Here is a 25,663-nt window from a genome sequence, read left to right on the forward strand (position 1 = left end):
TTAATTGTGCATATGTTTTAAGTACAATTTTTCAAGATCCTGGAAACTAACATCTTTAGATTCAAATTTTTCTAATAACATACCTTCTTTCATAATGCCAATATGTGTACCAGTGTCTTTTGCTCTAAAAAGGTCATGTGTTGCCATTAATGTAGTAACTCCTTTTTCTTTCATGTTCAATAGCAATTCAGAAAACTCGTTACTGGCTTTGGGATCAAGTCCAGACGTAGGTTCATCCAGCAATAATACTTTTGCTCCTCGTGCTCTTGCCAAAGCAATACCTACCTTTTGACGCATTCCTTTCGAATAACTACTTACCCTTTTGTGTATAAAATCTATTTGTAAACCTGATTGTTCTAATAGTTCTTCCAGCTCACCTTTGCTTTGATTTCCTCCTCCTAATCCACAAAAAAAGCGCAAATTCTCTAGCCCGCTAAGGTTTTTGTATAGCATTAGGTTTTCAGGAATATAGGATAGTAGTTGTTTGGTTTCCTTATGCTTGGAGACATCCATATTATTGATCATTGCTTTGCCATGAGTGGCATCTATAAAATTTAAAAATAAATTAATGGTAGTAGATTTTCCTGCTCCATTTGCTCCCAACAGGCAAAAAATTTCACCTTCTTTTATGATAAGATTTAAAGATTTTAGAGCGATGAAATCTCCAAATTTTTTTGTTAAATCAATTGCTTCAAGCATTTTTATATTATTTTAATGAGATCAATCCCGTTATATAGCCACTATTACTTTTCATTTTTCTCGAAACGGTACCAGAGCTAATTTCAAAACTGTATAAAGCATCTTCTTCTGTACCCGCAATGGCAAAAAGAACTTCTTCTTCGGAAACTTGTTTCATAAATGATGTACGAGATGCTGCAAAAGTATTAGGCAAAGAGGCTTCTAAATCTCCTAAATCGGTAGTGTTGGAAAGATTAATTTTACGATACCTAAAAGCTGGATTGGCTCCGTCTGTACCGAAAAAATTGTCATCATTTTCAGAAATAGTAGTACATGCCACTCCGTTACCAAAATGATATAACCCAAAACATGTTTTACCAGTGGCAGCTTTCAGATCAAAAAAGTAATCTTTATCAAATTCTGTTTCTCCTGCTTTGATTCTAAGAACACCGCTTGGTTTATCACTAAACAACCCTGAAGCTTGGATGTAAATATCTCCTTGAGCGTCTGCTGTCATAATTTCAGAAGTAAGCGTATTGAAAAGTGTGGCTGTACGATCATCTGTTATAATTTTGCTTAAGGAGTTTGTGTTTAAATCTACTACGGCAATCTTGGCAATACCTGATCCTCCAAAATCATTAAGAGTGATAAATAGATAGGTGTCTCTTATAATCATATCAGAGTAAAAAAGACCATCGCCAGCATCTTTTAGATTTATTTCTCCCGTAATTCTCATAGTAGTTGGGTTAAATTGAATAACCTTGGATATTCCGCCTCCAACTGTTGCATAGCCAGTAGTTTCATTAAGAATCTCGAGAGAAGAAAAAGAATTAGATCCTGGAATTATTATTTCTTGATCTAAAATAGCTTTCCCCGTTTTATCAAACACAAATTTTTTCATAGTTGCTGGAGCACCAAAACCTGCCGTAAACATTGATTTTCCATCAGAGTATATAGAAGAGAATTGGCCTACTTCTGTACTACTGCTATTGTCTATAGAAGAGTTATTTAGGTTTGTAAGACCTTGTATGAATGTGGTCTTTACATCTCCTGCACCTGATACTATAGCCAATCCATGATTTATTTTTACTGTCGTCTCTTCTGGAGGAATAGAATTATCGTCGCTTTTACATCCTGATAGTATAATTATTGTTGTAAAAATAAATCCTGTAAAAAGTATGTGTGCTGCTTTTTTTAATGTGTTCGTTTTCATTACTCTAGTTTTTGTATTATGATTTAAATAGTGAGGTTTTTACTTTAAGATGCCATGATCTTCCTGGTTTTTGAACTCCAAAATTATCATAGGCTTGTTGATCAAATATGTTGTGAGTTTCGAGAGTTACAGTATATTGCTTATGCCTTCCTGTATATGCAATTCCTATATTATGAAGCCATTGAGTTGGGATGACCAGTTTGTCTTCTTTTCGTCCATCGACCTCCCAGTATCGAAAAAATTCTTCTACATATCGGGTGGACCACCAGAATTGTAAGCGGTCATTATTCTTAATAAAACTGTTTTTAGTGATTTGAATTTCTCCGTTTCCGAATAGATATGGTTTGTTAGGTAGGCGAGCTCCAAAATAGCGATCATTAGATACTCCCGAATTTTCTTTTTTGGATCGGTTTCTCAAATCCTGATAAGTACCATTTAGTGTAATGTTTATCCAGGATAATGGTTGTATACTAACTTCACCTTCGATTCCTAGAATTCTCGTTTTTAGTAAATTTTGGTAAGTACTCAAAACGGGAGGAGGAACCGCTTGAAGTATAATAATATTTTCTATTTCCCTAAAAAAGCCATTGGCTTCTATGCTCCATGTTTCTTTTTTAAGACTCCCACCAAGATTAATATTATGACTTCTTTCGGGTTTTAAATTGGGATTGGCTGCTACAGCAATACTAAAATCTCCTAAAGTTTCAATTCTGTCGGGTAATCTTGTGGCATATTCATATGATAATTTACTTAATACGTTGTGACCAAATTTCCAGGAAAAAGATTGGCTTGCTCCAAATTCTGTCTTTTGCTGTTCTATCTCATCGACTTCATTATTGTTAATTTCAAAACCTTTTGCGGTATAGTGATATAATTTTATAGCGCTATGGCTTGTTATTTTTTTATCGAGAAAGTTTTTTTCTACACCTATACCGCTAGTAGCTTTATAGATATGTACAGAGTTTTTATAGTAGTCTTGCCCATAAAATGCGGCTGCAACCGGATCTTCTCCTGATCTTTTAAAGAAAGAAGTCACACCGTTAAAGAGAAATCGGGTGGTAGTATTAGCGTTATAGTTAAGGTTAATTCTTCCTGAAATATTATCTCCGTTAAGTTTTAATTTATTTTGAGAAGGTGTAATCTCACCTCCAGATGTTCTCTGGCCAATAACTTCTCCTCTCCAATTATAGATATTAAGTGTTGTGTCGTTAAAATCGGTAATGATTCTATTATATCCCATGTATAAATTGGCATCAAGGTTCCTTAAGAGGTCTTTTTTTTCATATTGTAATGCAGTATTATGTGCAGATACTTTGTTAAGTGCTTCCCCATACGGTTGCCTCATTTCGAAATTATGTTGAATCTCATCATATAGATTTGCATAAGAAAAATTAAGAGTTATTTGATCCGCCCAAGGTTTATCTATTAACCCTATATCTCCCTTAATCATATAACTTCTAAAGGCATCATGAAACTTCTTTGCAGAAATTGATTCTGGATTACCTTGTTCATTAATAAGGTTTACATCATGTAATGTGTAATTATTGTCTGAATAGGTGTAAAAGCCTGTCAATCCAGCTGTTAGCCCAGAGGGCATTACTTTTCTTGCATTTACTGTAGTCTTATATGTATTAAATGAGCTGTATGCTGCTGATACTTCAAGAAAATCAAACTTTTCTTTTCTTGTCACTATGTTAATAGCACCTCCTAGTGCATCTGCTCCCATACTCACAGGAACGGCTCCTTTATATACTTCCATTCGTTTAATAAGATTAACAGGAAGCATAGCCAGAGAGGGACCTATTCCTAACTCTTCTACGGGTAGTAAAAAATCCATGGGAACCCCATTTACAAATAGTTTTATTTGCCTGCCACTTAATCCTTGAATAGAGATTTCTGTAGCATTTCCAACTCCTCCGCTTTGTCTTATTTGTACTCCAGAGACTGTGCTTAAAAGATCAGATGTAGTGACAGATCTGTTATTAATTTTTTTAGCTTCTATTAGAGACACAGCAGTTGTACTATTTCTAATTTTTGTTGCTTCAGATGTACTCAATACTGTTACTTCACTTAATTCATCAAGTTGTTTAGCAAGGCGAATTGTTATTTTTATTTCGGGTTGATTTTTAAGTAGTGTTATCGTTTTTTGCTGTGTTTGATATCCTATATGTGAAATTACAATTTGATGGTCTGAGAATGTTAAGTGCTCTATTCTAAAAACCCCAGAATTATCGGTTACCGTACTTTTGTTTGTTTCAGAAATATATATATGGGCACCAGATAAAGGGGCTCCTTTTTCGTTGGTTACGGTACCAGAAATTACTCCTTCTTGACTTAAAGAAACTTGCGGGATTAATAAAAAAACAAATATAAAATATGAGATATATTGCATATATAAGGAGTAAACTATTTTTTGTATTTGATTATATTTTCGATTTTTCAATAAGGATAGAGCGTGATTTGCTATAAATTGATTTCCTGAATCAACTCTTCTGAACTCATTTCTTTAAAAATTGCTTTTTCTATCTCTGACATTTCATCTTTATGAAATAAACCATTTGATTTTTCCCACAGTTGTTTTGTTTCAGTAGTTAATTGATAGGCTTCATCTTTATCTTTCTTTAGCAAATAGGTTTTTTCATCTTTTTTATGAATTTCGAGTACCTGCTGATTTCTTAATAAATAGGATGATGAGGTAGTTAGAGGGAGTACTTCTCTTTCTTCATTGTATAATAAGAATTCTTTATTTGAAGAAAGTTTTATTGTTGTTTTCTGAAGAGGCTCAATTTCAAAAACACGTACTTTAGTTTTTAATTCTCCTTGCTTGTTTTGGTAACATTCAACGATTTTTATAGGAGTTTTCTCTGGTGAATGATTTATAACTACAGCGTTCTTTTTTTCTCCTTCTACAATATTGTTCAGTGTTATTCTTTCAACAAAAAAGAAATCATCAACTGCCGTTTTAGAATACTTTATTTCTCCAGAACTGTGTACTTCTGAAATAAGTGTGTATTTGCCTAAAGGTGCATTTTTAGGAATGGTATATGTAAAATAATAGTGTCTTCCGGATTGAATATTCTTGAGTATTTGTATTAATTGTTCTCTTTTACAAGCTCCACTCAAATAATCTGCTAATAACAGTAATGGAACATTTTTATTTAAGTATTTAAGTGATTGTTCTTTCTCTTGTGTTACATCGTTTATGGGGTTTGGTAATCCCAAAACATGTTCTTCAAAAAGCATAGTAACATTTCCGTTAGGGTCTTTGACACCTATTCTAACCCAAGGAAACACATGTACATTTTTTAAGGCAGAGATATTAAAGTTCCAGTGAATAGTAACAGTCTTACCAGGGATAGCTCTTTTTGGAAAAATACTCATGGCTATTTTCTTAACGCTTTAAGTTGTTCTTTACTATATTGGTTTGCATACTTCCTAAACCATTTTTCAACCGTTTTTTCTCCTAAATAATCATAGGTTACAGATAGTAAAAACTCTAACTTTTGCAAATACTCTTTTTTAGCTTTTTCTGGGTCTTTCATCATATTTCTTGTACGATCTTCTTTTTCCTTTTTTGAAGCAGGAACATGATGAAAGTAAGTTGTGTTAAAGTATTCCTTACTAAACTCGTGATATTGAGGAGTAAAAAGAATCATATTATGCCACATTTCGTCGATAATTAAAAGATCATCTGGTATAAAAACTCCTGGAATCTGACTTATGAATAAAAACTTGAGTGTTTCGTTAAAAATATCATTTACTTCTTCGGTTTCTATCTGATACATATCATTAAACCTCGAAATAATGTCTTCATTTTTAAACTGAAGAATATTTTCTAATTGTTTTTTGTCTAACCTTTTCATGCTTAAATCTTATTGAAAAACGGTAGTACGATTTATCATACTACCGCAATAGATATCTACAATGTAGATGAACAATGTCCACAGTTACTACAATGTGTACCTCCAACTGGATTAGCTGATTTTTCGGCTAGAATCTGAGAGATTAGCGCTTCTTTTTTAATTTGCATGATTACAATAAATTAAGATTATACCTACTCTGTTTTTTAAGGTTTTCGGCTCGCCCTTTGTTGCAACATTGTTGCAATATATAGGATACACATGTCAGATGCAATGTTGTTGCATTTAAAATAATGTTAAAAAATGACTTTCTTCTGTTCTACAGGGCCTACAAAGTTTTAGTGTAAATCATCAAAACCATAAACTGCTTTATTTGATCAATCAAATGTTGTAAACTCTTTAAGAATTAGGTTCTTAACACGTAAAAAGAGAGCTTTTGATACTACCAAATTTCTATACGTTCCCAATTAGATTGTTTTATTCTCCAATTTATAAGTATATGGCTATGAGCTTAAAAGATGAATTTTAGCAAGAAAATTGTGAAGATATTTTTTGATGATCAACTAGGAGAATAATTCAATAAATAATAGTTTAACTATTATAAATTATAGTTAAACTTTTTTATTTAATAGTATTACTATTATATCTTTGCTTTGAAATAATTAAAATATCATTGTTCGTTTTACCAAGATCTCATACTAAAAATTATAAAATGAATTTGTATAGGAAGAACATACTAATGTTTTTTAAAAGCCTCCCAATATTGGTAGTATTGTTTGCTATAGTTATTCAACCTCTAGCTCAAACCATAAGTTTTTTTACAGATTCTTCTTATGGATTAGTTCAAGTAGATGACGAAGAAAATGTAGAAAAAGAAGAGCAACAGGAAGATGGGAAAAACGAATTACAGATTTTAAGTGTACATAATCATTCTTTGAAATATGACATAGGACTTTCTACCTATTCATCTCAAAAAATGTATGGTAGTTTTTATATAGAAATCCTTATTCCACCACCTGATGTGGCATAAAAAAGACCTCAGTTATTTCATATGTCTTTCCTAATTCTTAAGGAAACATTTCATTCAAATTACATAAAAAAGTAAGGATTAATACATATTGATCCCAAACCATTAACACCCAAATTATAAGTTAAATGGAAAATATAATATCACCCTGGAAGAGGTTTTTAAGCCTTCTTGAACTCGACAAAAAAGATATTCGTCAGATTTTTTACTATGCTATTTTTGCTGGTCTAGTAGCTCTAACCTTACCATTAGGAATACAAGCCATCATAAATCTTATTCAGGGAGCGCAGGTGTCTACCTCCTGGATTGTACTTGTGGTTCTCGTAACAATGGGAGTAGCATTTCAAGGAATTTTACAATTGATGCAAATACGCATTCTAGAAAATATGCAACAAAAGATTTTTACCAGAGCCTCTTTTGAATTTGCATACAGATTCCCTAAAATCAAAATAGAAGAATTGAGTAATTATTATCCACCGGAGTTAGCAAATCGTTTTTTTGATGTACTAACCATTCAAAAAGGGTTATCCAAAATATTGATTGATTTTCCAGCTGCAGTCTTACAAATCATATTTGGTTTAATGTTGCTCTCGTTCTATCATCCATTCTTTATCATTTATGGTTTCTTGCTAGTATTGCTCATTTACATTGTATTTAAGTTCACTGCAAAGAAAGGTCTAGAAACCAGTCTTGTCGAATCTAAAAGTAAATACAAGGTAGCACATTGGATACAAGAAATATCACGTTCCCTTATTAGTTTTAAACTATCTGGTACAACCAGTCTGGCTATGAAACGAAACGATGATCTCACAACAAACTACCTAGAAGCAAGAGAAAATCACTTTAAAGTCTTGATAACCCAGTTTATTCAGCTTATAAGTTTTAAGGTATTAGTGACCGCAGGACTTTTAAGTATAGGTGGTTTATTAGTACTTAACCAGCAAATGAATATAGGACAGTTTGTAGCTGCCGAAATCATCATATTACTAGTGCTCAGTTCTGTAGAAAAATTGATAAAAGGGTTAGAACCTTTCTATGATGTATTGACATCACTCGAAAAAATAGGGCAGGTGGTAGATAAAAAATTAGAAGTTCAAGACGGTGAAGACCCATTTATAAATAATCATGAATTACATATAGAACTCGATGATTTAAAATATATCACACCAGGAGGTCAAGAAGTTTTAAGCAATATTAATTTTAATATAGAGCACAAGGATAGAATACTTTTTGAAGGTGCTTCTGGTTCTGGTAAAACAACGTTATTAAAAATATTATCTGGACTTTTAACACCATCCAAGGGTTCTTTATATGTGAATGATGTCTCTATAAAAGGAGTTTGGCCTAATAAATATCGTTCACATGTAGGACAGGTAATTCCTTCACAGTTACCATTTGAAGGTACTATACTCGAAAACATAACATTTGGGAGAAAAGATGTATCTCAAGAACATTTACATACAGTGCTTAAAGAACTTGGTTTACTTACGTTCATTAAGCAACAACCAAATGGGATAAACACAATACTATATCCTGAAGGGCAACAAATACCATTTACAGTTTCTAAGCGCATTGTTTTGGCCAGAGCCATTATACATAACCCCAAATTACTATTACTTAAAGATCCTTTAGAGCATTTTGAAAAGGAAGAAACAGAACAAATAATCAAATATTTGACCGGGCCAGAAAGACCTTGGATATTAGTTGTTTCTAGTCGAAATGATTACTGGAAAACTCATTGTAATCAGACGATTAAAATTTCAGAAGGAAAAATAACCTCAAAAAATAAGAACAATGCTTAATATCTCTTATAATCAATTAAATAAGAAAGTGTCATTAAAAGGATATACCGCTTTTGCGAAAGCTTTTGCCCCAAGACATAATAAGTACTTTAATCGCTTTTTAGGGGCATTTGCACTTATACTAATCATTGTGCTTTTTCTACCTTGGACTCAAAACGTGAGTGGTAATGGTTATGTTACAACACTTACACCTGATCAGCGGCCTCAAACCATACAATCACCTATTCCTGGTCGTATTGAAAAATGGCACGTAAAAGAAGGTGATTATGTTACCAAAGGTGATACCATTCTCTTTATTTCTGAAATTAAAACTGAGTATCAAGATCCTCGTTTAGTAGAGCACACTAATCAGCAACGCGAAGCAAAAAGCCGTTCGGTCGTTTCATACCAAGAGAAAGTTAAAACACTAAAAGGGCAGGTGAGGGCCTTAATGAACGAACGCACATTAAAACTTTCTCAAGCTAGAAATAAATTAAAACAAACGCACTTTAAAGTAAAGAGTGATAGTATTGATTTTCAGGCAGCAAAGACTAATCTTGATATTGCTCAAAAACAGTATGATCGTACAGTAACGCTTCAAAACGAAGGCCTTAAGGCTGTAACGGATGTAGAAAAAAAGCACTTGAAATTACAAGAAACTCAAGCAAAACTCATATCACAAGAAAATAAACTACTTGCGAGTCAGAATTCAGTTATGAATGCACAACTAGAAATAAGCCGTATAACGGCAGAGTATTCTAACAAAATTGCAAAGTCAAGAAGTGAACGTTTTACAGCCGAGTCAAATCAATTCGAAGCAGAAGCGCAGGTATCAAAACTAGACAACCAATCCTCTAGTTATAAAATACGTAATGAGATGTATTATATCACTGCTCCACAGAATGGTTATATAAATAAAGCTATAAAAGGAGGTATAGGTGAAACGTTTAAAGAAGGAGAAAAATTGGTAGGTATAATGCCGGCAAACTATGACCTTGCCGTAGAAACTTTTGTAAACCCTATCGATTTACCGTTAATGCATATAGGTGAAAGTGTTCGTGTCCAGTTTGATGGATGGCCTGCTATTTTTTTTAGCGGTTGGCCCAATGCATCTTATGGAACCTATGCAGGAAAAATTGTTGCGATAGAAACCTTTATAAGCGTTAATGGAAAATTTAGAATCCTCATAGCCCCGGATGATACGGAAAATTCATGGCCCGAAAATGTTCGTGTAGGCTCAGGAGCATACACCATTGCTTTATTAGAAGATGTCTCTATTTGGTACGAATTATGGCGACAACTTAATGGTTTTCCTCCTAATTATTACACTCCAGAAGATGGACAAGTTAAAAAAGATAAGAAGTAAATGAAGACACTTTTAAAATATACATTGCTGCTTTTTGTTTTTGTTTATTCTGAAATAGTAACAGCCCAAACCATGCCCGTTTCATTAGAGAATGCACTTTCTTTTGAAGAGTATTTGGGTTATGTAAAAAAGTACCACCCATTAATGAAACAAGCCGAACTTGCATTGAGTGTAGGCGAAGCAAATTTGTTAAAAGCACGTGGTGGATTTGATCCGAAAATTGAAGTAGATTATGATCGAAAGAAATTTAAAAACACAGAATATTACGATCAACTAAATGCTACCTTTAAAATACCTACTTGGTATGGCGTTGAGTTCAAAGCAAATTTTGAAGAGAATACGGGTGAATTTCTGAATCCTGATCACACTGTTCCTGATGGTGGATTGTATAGTGCAGGTGTCTCATTTTCACTAGCCCAAGGTTTTTTGATCAACGAACGTATGGCCTCACTTAAAAAAGCGCGTTTTTTTAGAGAGCAGGCCAAAGCAGATAGAGATTTACTTGTTAATACGCTATTGTTCGAAGCTAGTGTAGCATATTTAGAGTGGTTAAAAGCTACTAATGAAGAGCTTATTTATACAACTTTTCTTAAAAATGCAAATGTGCGTCTTATTGCCATAGAACGTAGTGTTGAAATAGGTGAAAAAGCAGCTATTGACATTACTGAAGCCAGAATTGCATCACAAAACAGGCAACTTAATCTAGAAGCAGCTTCTTTAAAAAGAAGAAAAGCTGCTCTAATAGTTAGCAATTATTTGTGGTTACATGATATACCAATGGAGATTCGGGAAGAAGTGGTTCCCGTATTGCCAAAACTAAATACTTTAGAAGCTTCACTTTTATTAGAAGGCATCACAGATACTTCGAGATTACTTCGTAATCATCCTAAATTATTAAGCCTTGATGCCAAAATTGATGGGCTCACAGTAGAGCGTTCCTTAAAACTAAATAAGTTATTGCCTAAAATAAGTGTTCAGTACAATTTCTTAACATCAAAAATAGATCAGGCACGTACTTTTAATACAGAGAATTATAAAGCATTTGTTAATTTTAGTTTTCCATTATTTTTGCGCAAAGCAAGAGGAGATTTACGGTTGGCTAATTTGAAATTACAAGATGCCAATCTTGAACGTGTATCGACAACGATTACTCTTCAAAATAAAATTGATGCTGTATATGCCGAGATTAATTCGCTTACTAAACAAAATCAATTAGTAAGAAACATAGTCACAGATTATAAAGCATTGGTTAATGCAGAAGAACGTAAATTCTTTTTAGGAGAAAGCTCATTGTTTATTATAAACTTGCGAGAACAAAAATTAATTGATGTACAATTAAAAGAAAATACTTTGCTCATTAAACGACTTATGGCGACAGCTGGCTTGTATAATACTTTGGGAGTATCTATCTAAACAAAAATTGAGTAAGTGACAACAGATTTTAGAAAAAGCATATCAGGTTATTCATCTTAGATATAACTTTATGTAAGTACTGTTAAATTATAATTTTATCCTATTCTATAGATTGCGGCGAGAACTATTTTTGTAGATAAATAATCAATTACAATTGATTAGTAAAATGTAAACCGAATCGATATGAATCAGAAATGGGATAAAAGGTATAAAGGTCAAGAATTTGCTTATGGCAAAGAGCCAAATATGTTTTTTAAAGAATGGCTTTCAAAATTTGAACCGGGATCTATATTGATGCCAGCAGACGGAGAAGGACGTAATGGAGTATTTGCGGCGCAACTAGGGTGGGAAGTGACTTCGTTTGACCTAAGTATAGAAGGGCAGTCAAAAGCAGTACAACTTGCAAAAGAGAACAGTGTTATTCTTGAGTATATTGTTGGAGATTTAGAACAACTCAAGTTTAAAAGAGAAACATTCGATGCTATTGGACTTGTGTATGCTCATTTTTCTGCCGAAAAGAAATCAGTATTTCACAAGAAATTAAATGACTATCTCAAAGAAGGTGGCATCATTATTTTAGAAGCTTTTAGCAAAAACCATATACATTTTAGAAATCATAATCCTAAAGTTGGAGGTCCTAAGGATATTGACATGCTGTACTCTAAAGAAGAAATAATAGCTGACTTTAAAAATTATGAAATAGTACTATTAGAGGAAGAAGAAGTTCTTTTGGATGAAGGTAAATTTCACATAGGAAAGGGTGCCGTAATTAGATTTGTAGCAAGAAAATTGAGTAAAAACCATTAATACTTATGATTAACTATATATTGTTAAAGCTTTAATTGTTTCTGGATAGTAACAGTTTTTATCAATAAGATGGCTACGGTTACCAGAAAATTCATTTTCAGAAAAGAAAGATAAATTTTAAAAGAATTTTATAAAAATAATTAATTTAGGTATCGATGGTGATATAAGCTAAATCTCTAAACAATGTTTTCTAAAAAAGGCTCTGCCATGGCTGCAGATGTATCTCTGGGATCAATAATGATAATATGCCCATGATATTTAAAATGATATCGAATATGAGTTGATACACCTCTATAAAATCATGCAGTATTTCCTGTGTATTTAAACTTTGTATTTACGTTCTTCAAAATAGGTGAGGAAGATTTTTCTTTTGACTCTTTTTTGGAACTGAGTTCTCTGGTTAGTTCCAAACGTTTTTGTGAACAACATGACATAGATTTCTTTTTTTAATTATTGTTTTGACGTAGCTTGTTCTAACAAGCAAGCAAGTCCAGATAATGCAAACCAAAGCAAGAGTATTTGACTCCAGCTTTCTCCTTTCCAAATTGCAAAGGGTAAGCTTACCCAAATACTAAGGCAATAAAAACAATCTAATAAGGATCCGAAGAATCCTTGCCCTAACCATTTTCTGATCGTAATTATCATATCAAAGGGGCCGTCTTCGGCACTACACAAATGTGTAATTCTCCAGATACAAAGCCCCTTTAGAATAAATATGAACCAATCCATTGGCTATGGAGTTGGTAGATTTATACGCTCCATCAAAATACCTCTGTGAGCTTGGTATAAACTGCTTAACCCACTATTATACCCATTAGTAACTCGCTTACGAGCGGTAAGGTGAAAAGAAAGACGAGTAAAATATTCATCAGCCTTTATCCATCCTCCTTCTGTCAGTGCTGGTTGTATACCCACATTTATTAGTCCTGCATCTGAAAATTCCTGAAGAGTTCCGCTATATCCAGCACAGGCATGAGGCTCGTTTCCAGAAGCATTTCCAGAAGAAAATATAGTATCCCCAGAAACCGTATCAGATAATGGAGGGTTAGGCTCATTAACTCTTAACCCAATCATCGGACCAGGACATCTGCTCATCGTTAAGGCATAAGAATCAACAAATCCATATGGATCATTTGCTCTAAAATTGAAATTGATCTCGGTATTAAGTTCATAATCTTCTAAACGATATAATCCGCAACCTGCATTTACAATTGAGGAATCAGCAAAGGTTAGAGCAGATAAATTAAAATTCAATGGTTTGTTATGAATATACAAGGCAACCATATCTGTGGCATTGGCTACTGGATTACCATTACTGTCATAACCATCTACACGTACATAGAATGTTCCTGGTTTGGTTTCACCTTGTACCTTATCATAAATACTGGTTCTAAGCTGCATGTAGCGACCAATTTTATCTGGCACCCAGTCAATATGATCAACATTCATTTCTCTCTGAATATTCTTGTAGGCGGGTACACTCACGGCAGGACCACCATCAACTTTTAGGAGTTGATTATAAAATGGACCCACATCATCACCGTTATAATTAGGTAAATTACGTTTAGAATAACGAGGGTGCTTGTAATTTTGACTAACAAATACCCAAGGAATGGTTCCTGAACGTTTTATACGAATGGTATACCATTTAATTTTATTTTGTGTGGCTGTCTTACTCACATCATACATGCAACCAGTCATATCTATAGTACCTCCCCAGGCAGCACAATCTATTTTGAAACCTGCCAGACTACTGTTTACCGAAATTTTACCACTTGGTTCTAAATCATTATTAAAACCATTACGGTGTAATTGAGAGGGAAAAAAAGAAGCTGTTGTGTTTTGATTCCCTCCAATGAAAACATTTCCTAAGCTGCCAATCAAGTTTCCGTTAAAACATGCAGACGAAGGTTGTATTTGTGATTTTGGCAAACAAAGGTTTATTCTTTTTTTGTTTGGAATATTATAATAAGGAGCACTTTCATATAAAACATTATTAGGAGCAAGGCTGGTAACTTTTACTATTACATCTGGATACGCAACTACATTAATGTTTTCACCTGGAGCCTGATCACTAGAATCTTCGATCCCAGGGAAACTCATATCGAATGAGAACCTGAAAATATAGTTTCCATTCATATCGGTAATAGTGTCTCCCAACAATCTTCTGTTCCCTTCTCCTGTATACGCATCTCCTGCAAGCTCCGCAGCTGTACGATCATATTCCTCAAAAGTTAATGTGATATTATTTGCGGGTTCTGTATTACATCTAAAATATAATCCCTCAATGGCTTTTACCAATTTTAGATCCTGTACTCTTGATCTATCAACCAAGGAAACTTCTCGTTTTCTAGTGTTGATAAGCTTGTAGTTTGTAGCAGCAAATTCTGAAGCTTTTTCTTCAGCTTTTTTCTTAGACAGCAAATCAGGATTCTCTAACTTTTGATACAGTAATTCGGTTTTTGGGGTAGTAGCCTCTCCTTTTAAGTCGATTACTATGGGTTTAAAAGGAGCAGGGTCTGGTGGAAATGGACCTATATCTTCTGGGATTCTCTCTGGGTATATTTTTTCTATATACTTTTTGATTTTATTATTCTTTAGTGCTTCGAGTAAACCAACATAGGTGTCAATTACAAAAGGCCCTCTCCAACATGGGTTAAATAGACATCTTCCACTATACATAGAAACATGACCATAAATAAGAAAATCATTAATGTTTACTGGTGTAGAACATTCGAGTACCAGGTCGTTAAAATCAGAATCACCTCCGGCATCATTAGATAGAATTTCGAAAGAGTGATTGCCTCCGATAGTTTTTGGAAATTTAATTTTGGTATCAGATTGTTGATACCCTCCTCCCGGATCGTTTTGTATGGCAATTGCCCATTGATCACCTGTAACATTAACAGTAGTCCCTACGGTTCCTGAGTGAACTCCGTTTCCGGTATCCGCTCCGATGACGACAAATCTTTGGGGATAAGAAGCAGATTTTGCTTTTACCTTTACATTCCAATCCCCTTGCATTGAAATAATCATAATATACTTTTTTAAATTAATATGAATTAATGAAGATTATAAAAATAGAATACAAAGAAATGGTTGTCAAGGTGTGTAAAACCCTTAATTAAAGGTGTTTAGATTGTGTTTTTTAAGTGTGTATACCCCGAATTTATTGAGTGGTAAAACGGTGAGAATTATATATTCAGGTTTTTGTCGATATATTAAAAGTACAGTATCTCATAAAAAATATCATTAATATTTATTAGCAACTTTATATAGATTTATTGATCACTTTATTACCTTTGATTGTTTCTTGGGAAATAATTATTGTTATCAATACGGTAAGTATAGTTTCCTGATTCCTGTTTTAGAAAGAAAATGATGGATTCATAAAAAAATCTATAAAATGAACAAGGCTAAAAATTCTATTTCCAATCGGTCTACCCATCTATTACTTAGTGTTGCAAATTACATTAATATAAAATCTCCTTTTTCATAATAATTTCAATTTGATTACTAATTTATTACCTGCTATTTGAGTTTGAATTTTTTCATAACAATACTCATTTGGTATGATTATCCTTCTTCGAATAATTTTGTAAAGCATGGTAAAAGCAGAATTATATAGAGAGTATATTTAAATCCGTATTATACAGATAAACATTATGACTAGAAAAGAATTATTAGAAGCTATAGATAAAAAATATAATGCAATGGGGCAAGATCCAGATGTACACCTGTCTGGTTTATTGCATGCCGAACCCATGAAATATTGGGATTTTATTCAGGTAGATGCCTTATTAGGGCTACAAACCCAACGAACACAATTGCCTGATGAGATGGTGTTTATTATGTATCATCAAATTAATGAATTATTGTTTAAAATGATTCTTTGGGAAATGAGTCAAATTTCTCATACTGAAAATATAGAGCCTAAAAAATTTGAAATGCATCTTATGCGTGTGAGTAGATATTTTGATATGCTTTCAAATTCATTTGATATCATGGGGGAGGGAATGGAGATTGATCAGTATATGAAGTTTAGAGATACTTTAACCCCTGCAAGTGGATTTCAATCTGGACAATATCGTAAAATAGAGATTGCTTCTACAGAATTAATTAATTTAATCGATTTTAGATATAGAAAAACAATTGATAGAAACACTCCATATGAGTATGCCTTTGATAATATGTATTGGCAAGCGGCCGGTACAGATCATAAAACAGGTGAGAAGAGTAAATTGATGATCAATTTTGAAACAAAGTATAAAAAGGAATTGATCGAATGGATGAAAGAATATAATACAGTTAATTTATGGACAAAGTTTAAAGAACTTCCCGAAGAATATCAGAAAAATACTGAGTTAATTAATGCTATGCGTCACTATGATCACACAGTAAACATTAATTGGGTAATGCACCATTATGATGCAGCAGCAAAATATTTGGATCACGGAAAAGTAAATGTGGAAGCAACCGGAGGTAGTGATTGGCATAAATACATGCATCCAAAATATCAAAAGCGCATATTTTTTCCAGAATTATGGAACAAAGAAGAGCTTGAGAATTGGGGAATCACCAATCTAGAAGGATATGAGAAGATTTCATAACTTCATTTTAACTATGTATAGTTATTGATATAATGTCTGGTAACTTATAACAGGAACTTAATTGGTATTAAGTTCCTGTAGCTCCATTTCGGTAACTTTTAAGAGCTTTTTTAATTTTCTTTTTGTGAATCTACAATTAGAATTTGATATATCTTCTTTAGTACGATACATTAGAGATTCACAATATTTAATTCGATTAGAAATAGGGAGTTTTGAGATAACATTTTTATATAGTTGATCTAAGTTCCTTAATGAGTCTGGGGGATTCCTCTTAAATGAAAACATTATTGGCTGTAATTTTAGTAGTGTTAGGTATGGTGGCTTTAAAAATAAACACCAACTGCCAATGAGTATCAAATTTCATTCCCAAATCCATACAGAATAGTTAAATTTCTGATAAGAATAAGTTTATAGATGTTTGCTGTGTTTAATGTATGAGCCTATATCATAAGGTTGAAATATAAGATGTTGGTAGTGTGTAAAATAGCATTGATTAATGTTAAATTGTTATTTTAATACCATTTCTGCTTCTAAAACGTTATTTTTAGTAACCTTAACCTACATTATCTTTTTTTGAATCTTTATATAGCATCTTTAGTATTGTTTGAAGAAGAAACTTCTAATACATTACTCCAAAACATACTTGGAGTATTTGTTACTGTTGGAATTGTTTCGATATGTATATATTATGTTTTGCGATATTTAGAATCAATTTATGTAAAGTATAAGAAAAGACCTTATTTTATTCATTTTTACCTTACTCCGAAGAAATTACCATCTCATTTACAGGCATTTCTGGATGAGAATGATTTTTATACTACTCTTGATAAAAGAAGAAAGCGATATTTTGCACATAGAACAGTCAGGTTTCTTGAAGATACTCGTTTTGTAGGAAGAGAAGGATTAGCTATTGATGATTTTATGCGTATGCAAGTAACCATCATGGTTACACAGCTTACCTTTGGGATGCGTCACTATCTGTTAGAATATTTAGAAACCATAGTTTTATATCCAACATCATTCTATTCAATTTTAAATAAAACAGAAAACATAGGAGAGTTTAATCCTATATCTAGAGCATTGGCTTTATCCTGGAAAGATTTTCAGAAAGGAAATTTGCACATGGATAAAGGAAAAAGTTTGGGTGTCCACGAAATAACACATGCGATTCATCATAACTCTATAAAAAACAACAATATTAGCTGTGAAATTTTTTATGACACTTTTTTATTATTAGAAAAGCATCTTGGTGCTGAAGAAATAAGGAAAAAGATAGTAGATTCTAAGATATTGAGGGATTATGCATATACCGATAAATTTGAATTTATTGCAGTTCTGGTTGAAGTTTTTATGGAGTCACCAAAGGAGTTAAAAAAACAATTTCCTGAGATATATTATTATGTAGTACAGATGTTCAATTTTAGATATTTTGAGGATTAATTATGATACCATTCTCAAGAAACGATTATATTTATAGCCATCAATAATTTTAATTTATTATATCATATATGGAAGAATTTCAGCAAATACTACCTGTTAGTTCGCTTACCGATGAAAAAAGGGTTGCGTTTTATAAAAAGACCTATACCCATCTTGCTATGGCTGTTCTACTTTTTGTAATCGTAGAATGGATATTTTTTCAAATAGAACCTATTGTAAATTTTGCATTTTCTATGACATAAGGATGGAGATGGCTTGTTATGTTGGGCGGTTTTATGCTGGCAACAAATTATGCAGAGAAAATGGCATTTAAGAATCATAATATCAATCAACAATATTTAGGATTGTTATTATTTGTAGTGGCAGAAGCTTTTATCTTTATTCCACTTATTGGGATTGCTATGATGATTGCAGAAAGCGGAGGCGCTAATATTCTTAATCAGGCAGCAATTTTGACTCTATCATTATTTACAGGGCTTTCGGCTGTTGTTTTAATTACCAAAAAAGATTTTTCGTTTTTGAAATCCATACTGGCAATTGGACTTTTTATTGCGATAGGACTTATTGCAGCAGGTTTACTATTCGGATTTAATCTTGGCCTTTGGTTTAGTGTAGGGATGGTAATTCTGGCTTCTGGGTCAATTCTATATCAAACCTCTAACATGGTACATAAATATTCTGAAGACCAATACGTAGGAGCATCATTGGGGTTATTTGCTTCTTTGATGTTATTGTTTTGGTACATATTAAGTATTCTCTCTAGAGATTAAACGACAATTACTATAAAATTAAAGCCAGACTTAGTCTGGCTTTTTTTGTAGCTATTTTTCTGTAATTGATTTTAATATTGTTTTGGCATGAATTCTTGAGTTCTCGATAAACCAAATATGAGTATCCATACCACCACATATTACTCCGGCCAAATAAAGATTTTTGATATTAGTTTCCATTGTTTCTTCGTTATATTGAGGATATAATTTTGCATCGTTAGAAAGTTGGATTCCTATCTTTTGCAGAAATTCAAAATTTGGTTTATAACCAGTTAGGGCCAATACGAAATCATTTTGAATACTAAATTCTCCTTGTGGTGTTTGGATATCGATTTTTTTTGGTAATATTTCTTTTATAGTAACATTGTAGAAAACTTTAATGCTACCTTCTTCAATACGATTTATAATATCTGGTCTTACCCAATATTTTACACGTTTTCCAATTTCTGGTCCGCGAACCAACATTGTTACTTCTGCACCTTTTCTATAACATTCTAAAGCTGCGTCTACTGCAGAATTACTTGCACCAATAACAGCTAATTTTTGTTTAGCAAAAAAATGAGGATCTTTATAGTAATGGGAAACTTTAGGTAAATCTTCTCCAGGAACATTCATAGTATTTGGAAGATCATAAAACCCGGTAGCAATGATTACATGAGAAGAAGTATATTGCTCTTTATCGGTTTTGATATAAAAAGTATCTTGTTTTTTGAGAACTGTATTAACTTTTTCAAACAGATTAATATTTAAATCGTTAGAAGTTACAATCCTACGGTAATATTCAAGAGCTTCATTACGCTTTGGTTTAGCTTCATTACTGATAAATGGGATATTATCAATTTCAAGTTTTTCTGAAGACGAGAAAAACTGCATATTAAGAGGGTAATTATATAAGGAATTAGTGATAGGCCCCTTTTCGATAATACAATAATCAAGTCCTTTTTTCTTCGCTTCGAGACCACAAGCTATACCAATAGGTCCACCGCCAACAATTATCAAATCTATATGTTTCATTAAAAAATCATATTGACAAGGCTCTAATTCTAGCTTTTAGAGTAATACCTTATTCTTACTCTTGTAAAACTAATGATTTTTGTAATCTCTAATGTAAAAAAAGATGAGGTTCTGTTATGAACCTCACCTTTTCTAAATAGTAGTTAACTACTATTTAATAATTAATTTTTTCACAACTGTTTTTTTCCCTAGTATAATATTCAAAAAATAATTTCCCGGAGATAAAGAAGCAGTGTTTAGTATAATCTCCTGATTAATATTAAAATTAGTTTCCGAAATTTTTAACCCGGTGGCATCTACGATTTTAATCGTAACCGGAATATTTGTGTCTAAATTATCAATTTTGACTTTTACTATGTTTTTAGAAGGATTTGGATACACGATTACTTTAGAAGTATCGTCGTTTCTCTTTTTAATAGGCGGGTCAATTGGTTTTTTTTTACCTTCTTCTATAGTGTAAAATTTATTGACTCTTAGTTTTAAAAAAGTATCTATATTTCCAGAAGGCCAATACACAATGAGTTTCTCAATTTTTGGAGCTTTACCAAGTCCAAAATGAGCTCGCAAACTATTTTGTCCCATAAATGCATTTGAGGCAGAGATTTCTCTTTTTTGAGTAACCAATTTCCCTTTTATTTTGGTGATCAATTCTAATCTGGCGCCTAGTGCGGCTTTATTTGATGGGTTGCCAATGAGTTTTATATTTACAAAATGATTTTTTACTGCTAAATCATTTCTAAAAAGACCCTTTACACCTTGACCAACAACAAAGAAATCCAAATCACCATCGTTATCGTAATCTCCGATAGTTGCCCCGGTAGAGTTTCCAGAGGTGGCTGTATTAATAAGATTAGAACTGTTTTCTGTAAAAGTCCCATCTCCATTATTGATAAAATACCCACTACCAATTGCACTAGAAGCTGTAATGATGACGTCTAAATCACCATCATTATCAAAATCTCCCCAAGCATTGGATAAGTTTTGATTGTTACTGGCGGTAAATGGGGTATTGGTACTTTGGTAAGCACCAGAATTATTAATATAAAACTTGTTTTTGATTCCAGAATAATTGGTAAGGCAAATATCAAGATCACCATCATTATCATAATCAATTGCATTATAACATTGTCCATCTTGTGGATCTTCTGCAAATGAAAGGTCGGTATTGGTTAATTTTATAAATCCTTCGCTTCCGGTTTCGACTTGTAGATTTTTAAATAAAAAATCGTGTTTGATTCCTGTTGGACCGGCAGCAGGACCACTGGCAATAAATAAATCGGTATCTCCATCTTCGTCGTAATCAGTCCAATTAGATACAGTGTAGGCTGCTTTTTCTGTAAGAAAGTCGTAGGGTTCTGTTACTTCGGTAAATGTGCCATCACTATTTCCCCGGTATAAACGATTAGGAAATCGATTTGATCCAAGAAATAAGTCGGCGAATGTAAGAATAAAATCAACATAGCTATCATTGTTATAATCACACCATTGTACACTCCAGGTTGCCGAATTGATTGTGTTTAGAATTGTATTCGTTTCGGTAAATTGGCCAGTGCCATCATTAGCATAAATCCTGGTTTGCAAGGTAGACGGTGCAGTAAATCGCGAATAAATTAAATCCAGATCTCCGTCATTTTCATAGTCTGCCCAGCTGCAGCTGTTTAGTGATGTAGCAACAGGTATTGTTGTACTACCTTCTGCAATTTTAAAATTTCCGTTTCCAAGATTTTTGTATATAGTCCCGGCATAGAATAAATCCAAATTACTATCATTATCAATATCTGTCCATCCTGTACCAAAATAGGTCCCTCGAATAGTTGAATCAGATACTATAGGATTAATACTGTCTTTGATGAGTGTAAATTTTTGTGCAAAAGTGATACTAGTAAAACTGTAAAAAATGAATAAAAATAAAGTTCTCATAAGCTCAAGATTTTTAAGAGTTATAAGATTAAAGTTCACTAAAACAAGAAGAGGATAGGTTTAGAATTATAATTTTTTACCTTTTAATTTGAATCTAATTATTCTGAACTTCAATTTTTTTTCTTTTGTACTCAGATGGGGTACAATTGAACTTATTTTTAAAGGCAGTGTTAAAAGTAGCTTTGTTATTAAACCCAACATCAAAATAAATTGTTTTAATGCTAGCTTTAGAATTTTCTAGAAGTAGTTTTTTTGCTTCTTCTAATCTATATTCATTTATAAACTGATTAAAATTCTTTTTAGATTTTTCGTTTATAAGCTTTGAGAGTATATGGCTAGAAAAACCAATATTATCTGCTAATTGAACCAAACGTAAATCATTGTTTAAATAGGGTTTGTTTGTTTTAATATATGATAATAGCGTATCATAGAACTCATCTTTAGTGGATTCGGTTAGCTCTTGATGAGTTTCTCCTTTTAAAAATAGATTAGATAATAATTCTCCGTTAAAGATAGAAGGTTCTTTATATACCATATAACCAATACCATAAATAGCTATAGACATTGAAAAAGAAATTGCATAATCCCAATGAATGTTGAAAAATGAGAATTTAACCAATACATAATAACTTATATAGGCTATAATAAAGACTAAGAATAAATTGATGAGGAAAGTTGACCATTTTTTTCTGATAATCTCATATTGAGACTTTTTATCATTTTTATGAAAAGAGATGAAATCTTTTATTATGATTACATAAATTATTAGCGATAACGCTACCAACCAGGGAGAGCGAAGTGACCAAAAAAGATAAAATAGAAAATCATCTTTATATTCTTTAAGGTTTTGAAAACCTTCTGATACAATAAGAAAATATCCATTAATAATAAATGATAGTATCGCTGGGGCAAAGTGATACCATCTTATTTTGAAATTTTTACTGTAAAATCTTGTAATATAAATATACAGCAGAGGTCCAAACGCGAGATACCAACTAGAGTCAAAAAAATAAAAGTAAGGATATACAGACCCGTAGTTAGTCCAGAAAAACACGTATTGAAGTAGAATAAAAGAAAATCCTAAAATAAGTAAAACAACAGGAAGATTGTTCATTCTTCCTGTTTTACGAATACTTAGAATAATACTTAAAAAGAACCCTAGTGAACTTACGATTAGGAAAATTGATGTCCAGGTATCAAAAGACGGAATAGGGTTCTGCTCCATTTTTTATTGACTAAGTGTTTATAATCTCCTTCAATTCTTTAATGGTTTGGTTTGGGTTAGTACTTTTAAAAACGAAACTTCCGGCAACCAATACATCTGCTCCGGCATCTATAAGTTGTTTAGCATTTTTATTGGTTACACCTCCATCAATTTCAATTAACGTGCTTGCATTATTTTTTACAATAATCTCACGAAGTTGTTTCACCTTTTTATAAGTGTTTTCTATAAATGATTGACCGCCAAATCCAGGGTTTACACTCATTATACATACCAAGTCTATATCATTAATAACATCTTCTAATAAGCTTACATTGGTATGTGGGTTTATAGCAACGCCAGCTTTCATTCCTTCGGCTTTAATAGCTTGCAATGTTCTGTGAAGATGTGTACAAGCTTCATAATGTACAGTAAGAATATTACTTCCCAGATCAGCAAAAGTTTTAATATATCGATCTGGATCAACAATCATAAGGTGTACATCAATTGTTTTAGTTGCATGTTTTACGATATCTCGTAAAACTGGCATTCCAAAAGAAATATTAGGAACAAAAACACCGTCCATAATATCTATATGAAACCAGTCTGCTTCACTTTTGTTAATCATTTCTACATCGCGTTGCAAATTAGCAAAATCTGCAGCTAATACTGAAGGGGCTATACGTTTTAAAGCCATAAATCTGTGTTGTTTCCCGCAAAAGTACTATTTAATACTATTTATCCTTTGAATTTGCTATAATAAAATGCTCTTTTTTCGGCCTTGTTTCAGAATAAGAAAAAATGGTAAGCCCGCTATGCTTGATAGCCAGTCGAACCGAAGGCGAGTTTTTTCTATTTATTAGAGTAAAAAAAACTGATTTTTCTGTTCTAGTAAATTTAAAAAGATAAATAGTATAAGTTTTATATTGGAGAGTGTTTTGTTTTTAAAATCTATGATGCTCTTAATTAAATTTCATGAATTTTTGAGCTAGGTAGGAAATACTTTTATAATGCTCAGGGTTATTTTCTTGTTCTTTTTTTAAGAATTGATGTAATTCACTTTGATTGTAATGATCAGATATTACAGTGAAAGAAGAACGAGATTCTGAAAAAGAAGAACCCATTATTTCTTTATCCAGCATCTTAATAATATTATGGTGTCGATAATCTTTTCTTATTTTTTCGAACATCATTTTAACGACTTGTTCTTCACCTTCGAGAATTTGAAAAAAATTTCCTTCAGAATATATTAATATTCCCATAAGGCCAATTGTATTATTGTTAAGTCTAATATAATCCATAAGCTCTGTCATATCAGAATTTGATATGTTTGGATTTACCGTGCTAACATAGCTTATTATATATCTCATAATGAACAATATATTAAGAAGGGGGGGTAGCTACTTAAAGATACGAATTTTGAGATACTTTTGCCAAAATATTGGGGGTTCTGTTAGGGAAATTCTTCATTTTTAGATCTAAAAATGAATTTTTTACGGGTTACCGTAAGATTTTTACGGATTACCGTAAGAAAAAACCTCCGGTAATCAGCCGGAGGTCATTCATCAATCAAAAAACGAACAGTTATGTTATAAAACTGTTTGTAACCGCAATTTAGGAATTTATCCTAAATAAGTCTTTAATATTTTACTTCTAGATGTATGTTTTAATCTTCGAATTGCTTTTTCTTTGATTTGACGCACACGTTCACGTGTAAGATCAAAAGTTTCTCCAATTTCTTCAAGAGTCATTGGATGTTGATCTCCAAGACCAAAATATAATCGTATTACATCTGCTTCTCTAGGAGTAAGCGTTTCTAGAGCACGTTCTATTTCTGTACGAAGAGACTCATGCAATAGTGTTCTATCAGGGTTTGGTGACTCTCCAGAGTTTAATACATCATAAAGATTAGAATCTTCTCCTTCAACAAGTGGAGCATCCATACTTACATGACGCCCAGAGTTCTTCATTGATTCTTTAACATCATTGATGGTCATGTCTAATTCTTTTGCAATTTCTTCGGCACTTGGTGGGCGCTCATGTGATTGCTCTAAGAATGCATATGTTTTATTGATCTTATTGATCGAACCAATTTTATTTAATGGTAGACGAACAATACGAGATTGTTCTGCTAAAGCTTGTAGAATAGATTGACGAATCCACCATACGGCATAGGATATAAATTTAAATCCACGAGTTTCATCGAAACGTTTTGCAGCTTTAATTAGTCCAAGGTTACCTTCGTTAATTAAATCCGGAAGAGTAAGACCTTGATTTTGATATTGTTTTGCAACCGATACTACGAATCTAAGGTTAGCCTTTGTTAGTTTTTCAAGAGCTCTCTCATCACCAGCTTTTATACGCTGAGCTAATTCCACCTCTTCATCTGCAGTAATAAGGTCTACTTTTCCTATTTCTTGCAAATACTTATCTAGCGATGCAGTCTCACGATTCGTTACCTGCTTCGTAATTTTAAGTTGTCTCATCTATAGTTCTCCTTGAAATTTAATTTTGTGAATATTTAGGGCCTTTTACTTATTATACGTAATATGCTATAGAAATG

The 25,663-nt window shown here is 32.5% G+C and carries 20 protein-coding genes and 1 pseudogene; 8 read left to right on the top strand and 13 right to left on the bottom strand.

Features of this window, described 5'->3' with window-relative positions; genetic code table 11:
• From Z054_RS0123860 to Z054_RS0123880, 5 genes are all read right to left on the bottom strand, one after another.
• Positions 1-699 carry an ABC transporter ATP-binding protein gene (locus Z054_RS0123860; protein WP_024772535.1) on the bottom strand — a complete coding sequence of 233 codons (699 nt, stop codon included), beginning with the start codon at positions 697-699 and terminating at the stop codon, positions 1-3.
• 7 nt (positions 700-706) lie between these two features.
• Positions 707-1,891: a DUF4374 domain-containing protein gene (locus Z054_RS0123865; protein WP_024772536.1), complete on the bottom strand. Its 1,185-nt coding sequence runs from the start codon at positions 1,889-1,891 to the stop codon at positions 707-709.
• Positions 1,892-1,907: 16 nt separating this feature from the next.
• The gene (locus Z054_RS0123870; RefSeq protein ID WP_024772537.1) at positions 1,908-4,283 is read right to left on the bottom strand and encodes a TonB-dependent receptor; all 2,376 of its coding nucleotides are present in this window, start codon (positions 4,281-4,283) and stop codon (positions 1,908-1,910) included.
• Positions 4,284-4,354: 71 nt separating this feature from the next.
• On the bottom strand, positions 4,355-5,272 hold the full coding sequence (locus Z054_RS0123875; RefSeq protein WP_024772538.1) for a hypothetical protein: 918 nt from the start codon (positions 5,270-5,272) through the stop codon (positions 4,355-4,357).
• A gap of 2 nt (positions 5,273-5,274) precedes the next feature.
• The gene (locus Z054_RS0123880; RefSeq protein WP_024772539.1) at positions 5,275-5,754 is read right to left on the bottom strand and encodes a glycine-rich domain-containing protein; all 480 of its coding nucleotides are present in this window, start codon (positions 5,752-5,754) and stop codon (positions 5,275-5,277) included.
• A gap of 709 nt (positions 5,755-6,463) precedes the next feature.
• On the opposite strand from Z054_RS0123880, the gene Z054_RS0123885 reads away from it, so the two are divergent.
• The 5 genes from Z054_RS0123885 (at position 6,464) to Z054_RS0123905 (ending at position 12,145) form a co-directional block, all read left to right on the top strand.
• Positions 6,464-6,781, top strand: coding sequence for a hypothetical protein (locus tag Z054_RS0123885; protein WP_152538664.1), 318 nt, complete (start codon positions 6,464-6,466; stop codon positions 6,779-6,781).
• Positions 6,782-6,906: 125 nt separating this feature from the next.
• Positions 6,907-8,580, top strand: coding sequence for a peptidase domain-containing ABC transporter (locus Z054_RS0123890; protein ID WP_024772541.1), 1,674 nt, complete (start codon positions 6,907-6,909; stop codon positions 8,578-8,580).
• Positions 8,573-9,925 carry an HlyD family secretion protein gene (locus Z054_RS0123895; protein WP_024772542.1) on the top strand — a complete coding sequence of 451 codons (1,353 nt, stop codon included), beginning with the start codon at positions 8,573-8,575 and terminating at the stop codon, positions 9,923-9,925. Before Z054_RS0123890 ends, Z054_RS0123895 begins: the two co-directional genes overlap by 8 nt.
• On the top strand, positions 9,926-11,338 hold the full coding sequence (locus tag Z054_RS0123900) for a TolC family protein (RefSeq protein WP_024772543.1): 1,413 nt from the start codon (positions 9,926-9,928) through the stop codon (positions 11,336-11,338).
• A gap of 183 nt (positions 11,339-11,521) precedes the next feature.
• Positions 11,522-12,145 carry a class I SAM-dependent methyltransferase gene (locus Z054_RS0123905; RefSeq protein ID WP_024772544.1) on the top strand — a complete coding sequence of 208 codons (624 nt, stop codon included), beginning with the start codon at positions 11,522-11,524 and terminating at the stop codon, positions 12,143-12,145.
• A gap of 450 nt (positions 12,146-12,595) precedes the next feature.
• Here the strand turns inward: Z054_RS0123905 and Z054_RS0123910 are convergent, their stop codons facing one another.
• Entirely contained in the window at positions 12,596-12,874 is a 279-nt protein-coding gene (locus tag Z054_RS0123910; RefSeq protein ID WP_024772545.1) for a DUF1360 domain-containing protein, read from the bottom strand.
• Between the two features lie 3 nt (positions 12,875-12,877).
• Complete coding sequence (locus Z054_RS0123915) at positions 12,878-15,181, bottom strand: hypothetical protein (protein ID WP_152538665.1); 2,304 nt, start codon at positions 15,179-15,181, stop codon at positions 12,878-12,880.
• Positions 15,182-15,810: 629 nt separating this feature from the next.
• Here Z054_RS0123915 and Z054_RS0123920 point away from each other — a divergent pair.
• The 3 genes and pseudogenes from Z054_RS0123920 (at position 15,811) to Z054_RS29150 (ending at position 18,965) form a co-directional block, all read left to right on the top strand.
• The gene (locus tag Z054_RS0123920; protein WP_024772547.1) at positions 15,811-16,755 is read left to right on the top strand and encodes a tryptophan 2,3-dioxygenase family protein; all 945 of its coding nucleotides are present in this window, start codon (positions 15,811-15,813) and stop codon (positions 16,753-16,755) included.
• Between the two features lie 573 nt (positions 16,756-17,328).
• Positions 17,329-18,195, top strand: a complete 867-nt coding sequence (locus Z054_RS0123925; RefSeq protein ID WP_024772548.1) for a zinc-dependent peptidase — start codon at positions 17,329-17,331, stop codon at positions 18,193-18,195.
• Between the two features lie 68 nt (positions 18,196-18,263).
• Positions 18,264-18,965: pseudogene (locus Z054_RS29150) on the top strand (Bax inhibitor-1/YccA family protein).
• Positions 18,966-19,016: 51 nt separating this feature from the next.
• Here the strand turns inward: Z054_RS29150 and Z054_RS0123935 are convergent.
• The 6 genes from Z054_RS0123935 to Z054_RS0123960 all read right to left on the bottom strand — a co-directional run bounded on the left by Z054_RS0123935 (position 19,017) and on the right by Z054_RS0123960 (position 25,586).
• Positions 19,017-19,979 carry a YpdA family putative bacillithiol disulfide reductase gene (locus Z054_RS0123935; protein WP_024772549.1) on the bottom strand — a complete coding sequence of 321 codons (963 nt, stop codon included), beginning with the start codon at positions 19,977-19,979 and terminating at the stop codon, positions 19,017-19,019.
• Positions 19,980-20,129: 150 nt separating this feature from the next.
• Positions 20,130-21,899 carry an FG-GAP-like repeat-containing protein gene (locus Z054_RS0123940; protein ID WP_024772550.1) on the bottom strand — a complete coding sequence of 590 codons (1,770 nt, stop codon included), beginning with the start codon at positions 21,897-21,899 and terminating at the stop codon, positions 20,130-20,132.
• Positions 21,900-21,993: 94 nt separating this feature from the next.
• Complete coding sequence (locus tag Z054_RS0123945; protein ID WP_024772551.1) at positions 21,994-23,124, bottom strand: helix-turn-helix domain-containing protein; 1,131 nt, start codon at positions 23,122-23,124, stop codon at positions 21,994-21,996.
• Between the two features lie 10 nt (positions 23,125-23,134).
• A complete protein-coding gene (gene rpe, locus Z054_RS0123950; protein ID WP_024772552.1) occupies positions 23,135-23,797 on the bottom strand; it encodes a ribulose-phosphate 3-epimerase in 663 nt (220 codons plus the stop codon).
• Positions 23,798-24,062: 265 nt separating this feature from the next.
• Positions 24,063-24,470, bottom strand: a complete 408-nt coding sequence (locus tag Z054_RS29155; protein ID WP_051473886.1) for a BLUF domain-containing protein — start codon at positions 24,468-24,470, stop codon at positions 24,063-24,065.
• Between the two features lie 252 nt (positions 24,471-24,722).
• The gene (locus Z054_RS0123960) at positions 24,723-25,586 is read right to left on the bottom strand and encodes a sigma-70 family RNA polymerase sigma factor (protein ID WP_024772554.1); all 864 of its coding nucleotides are present in this window, start codon (positions 25,584-25,586) and stop codon (positions 24,723-24,725) included.
• Between the last annotated feature and the right edge of the window lie 77 nt (positions 25,587-25,663).

It is taken from the genome of Aquimarina macrocephali JAMB N27, assembly GCF_000520995.1.
Lineage (GTDB): Bacteria > Bacteroidota > Bacteroidia > Flavobacteriales > Flavobacteriaceae > Aquimarina > Aquimarina macrocephali.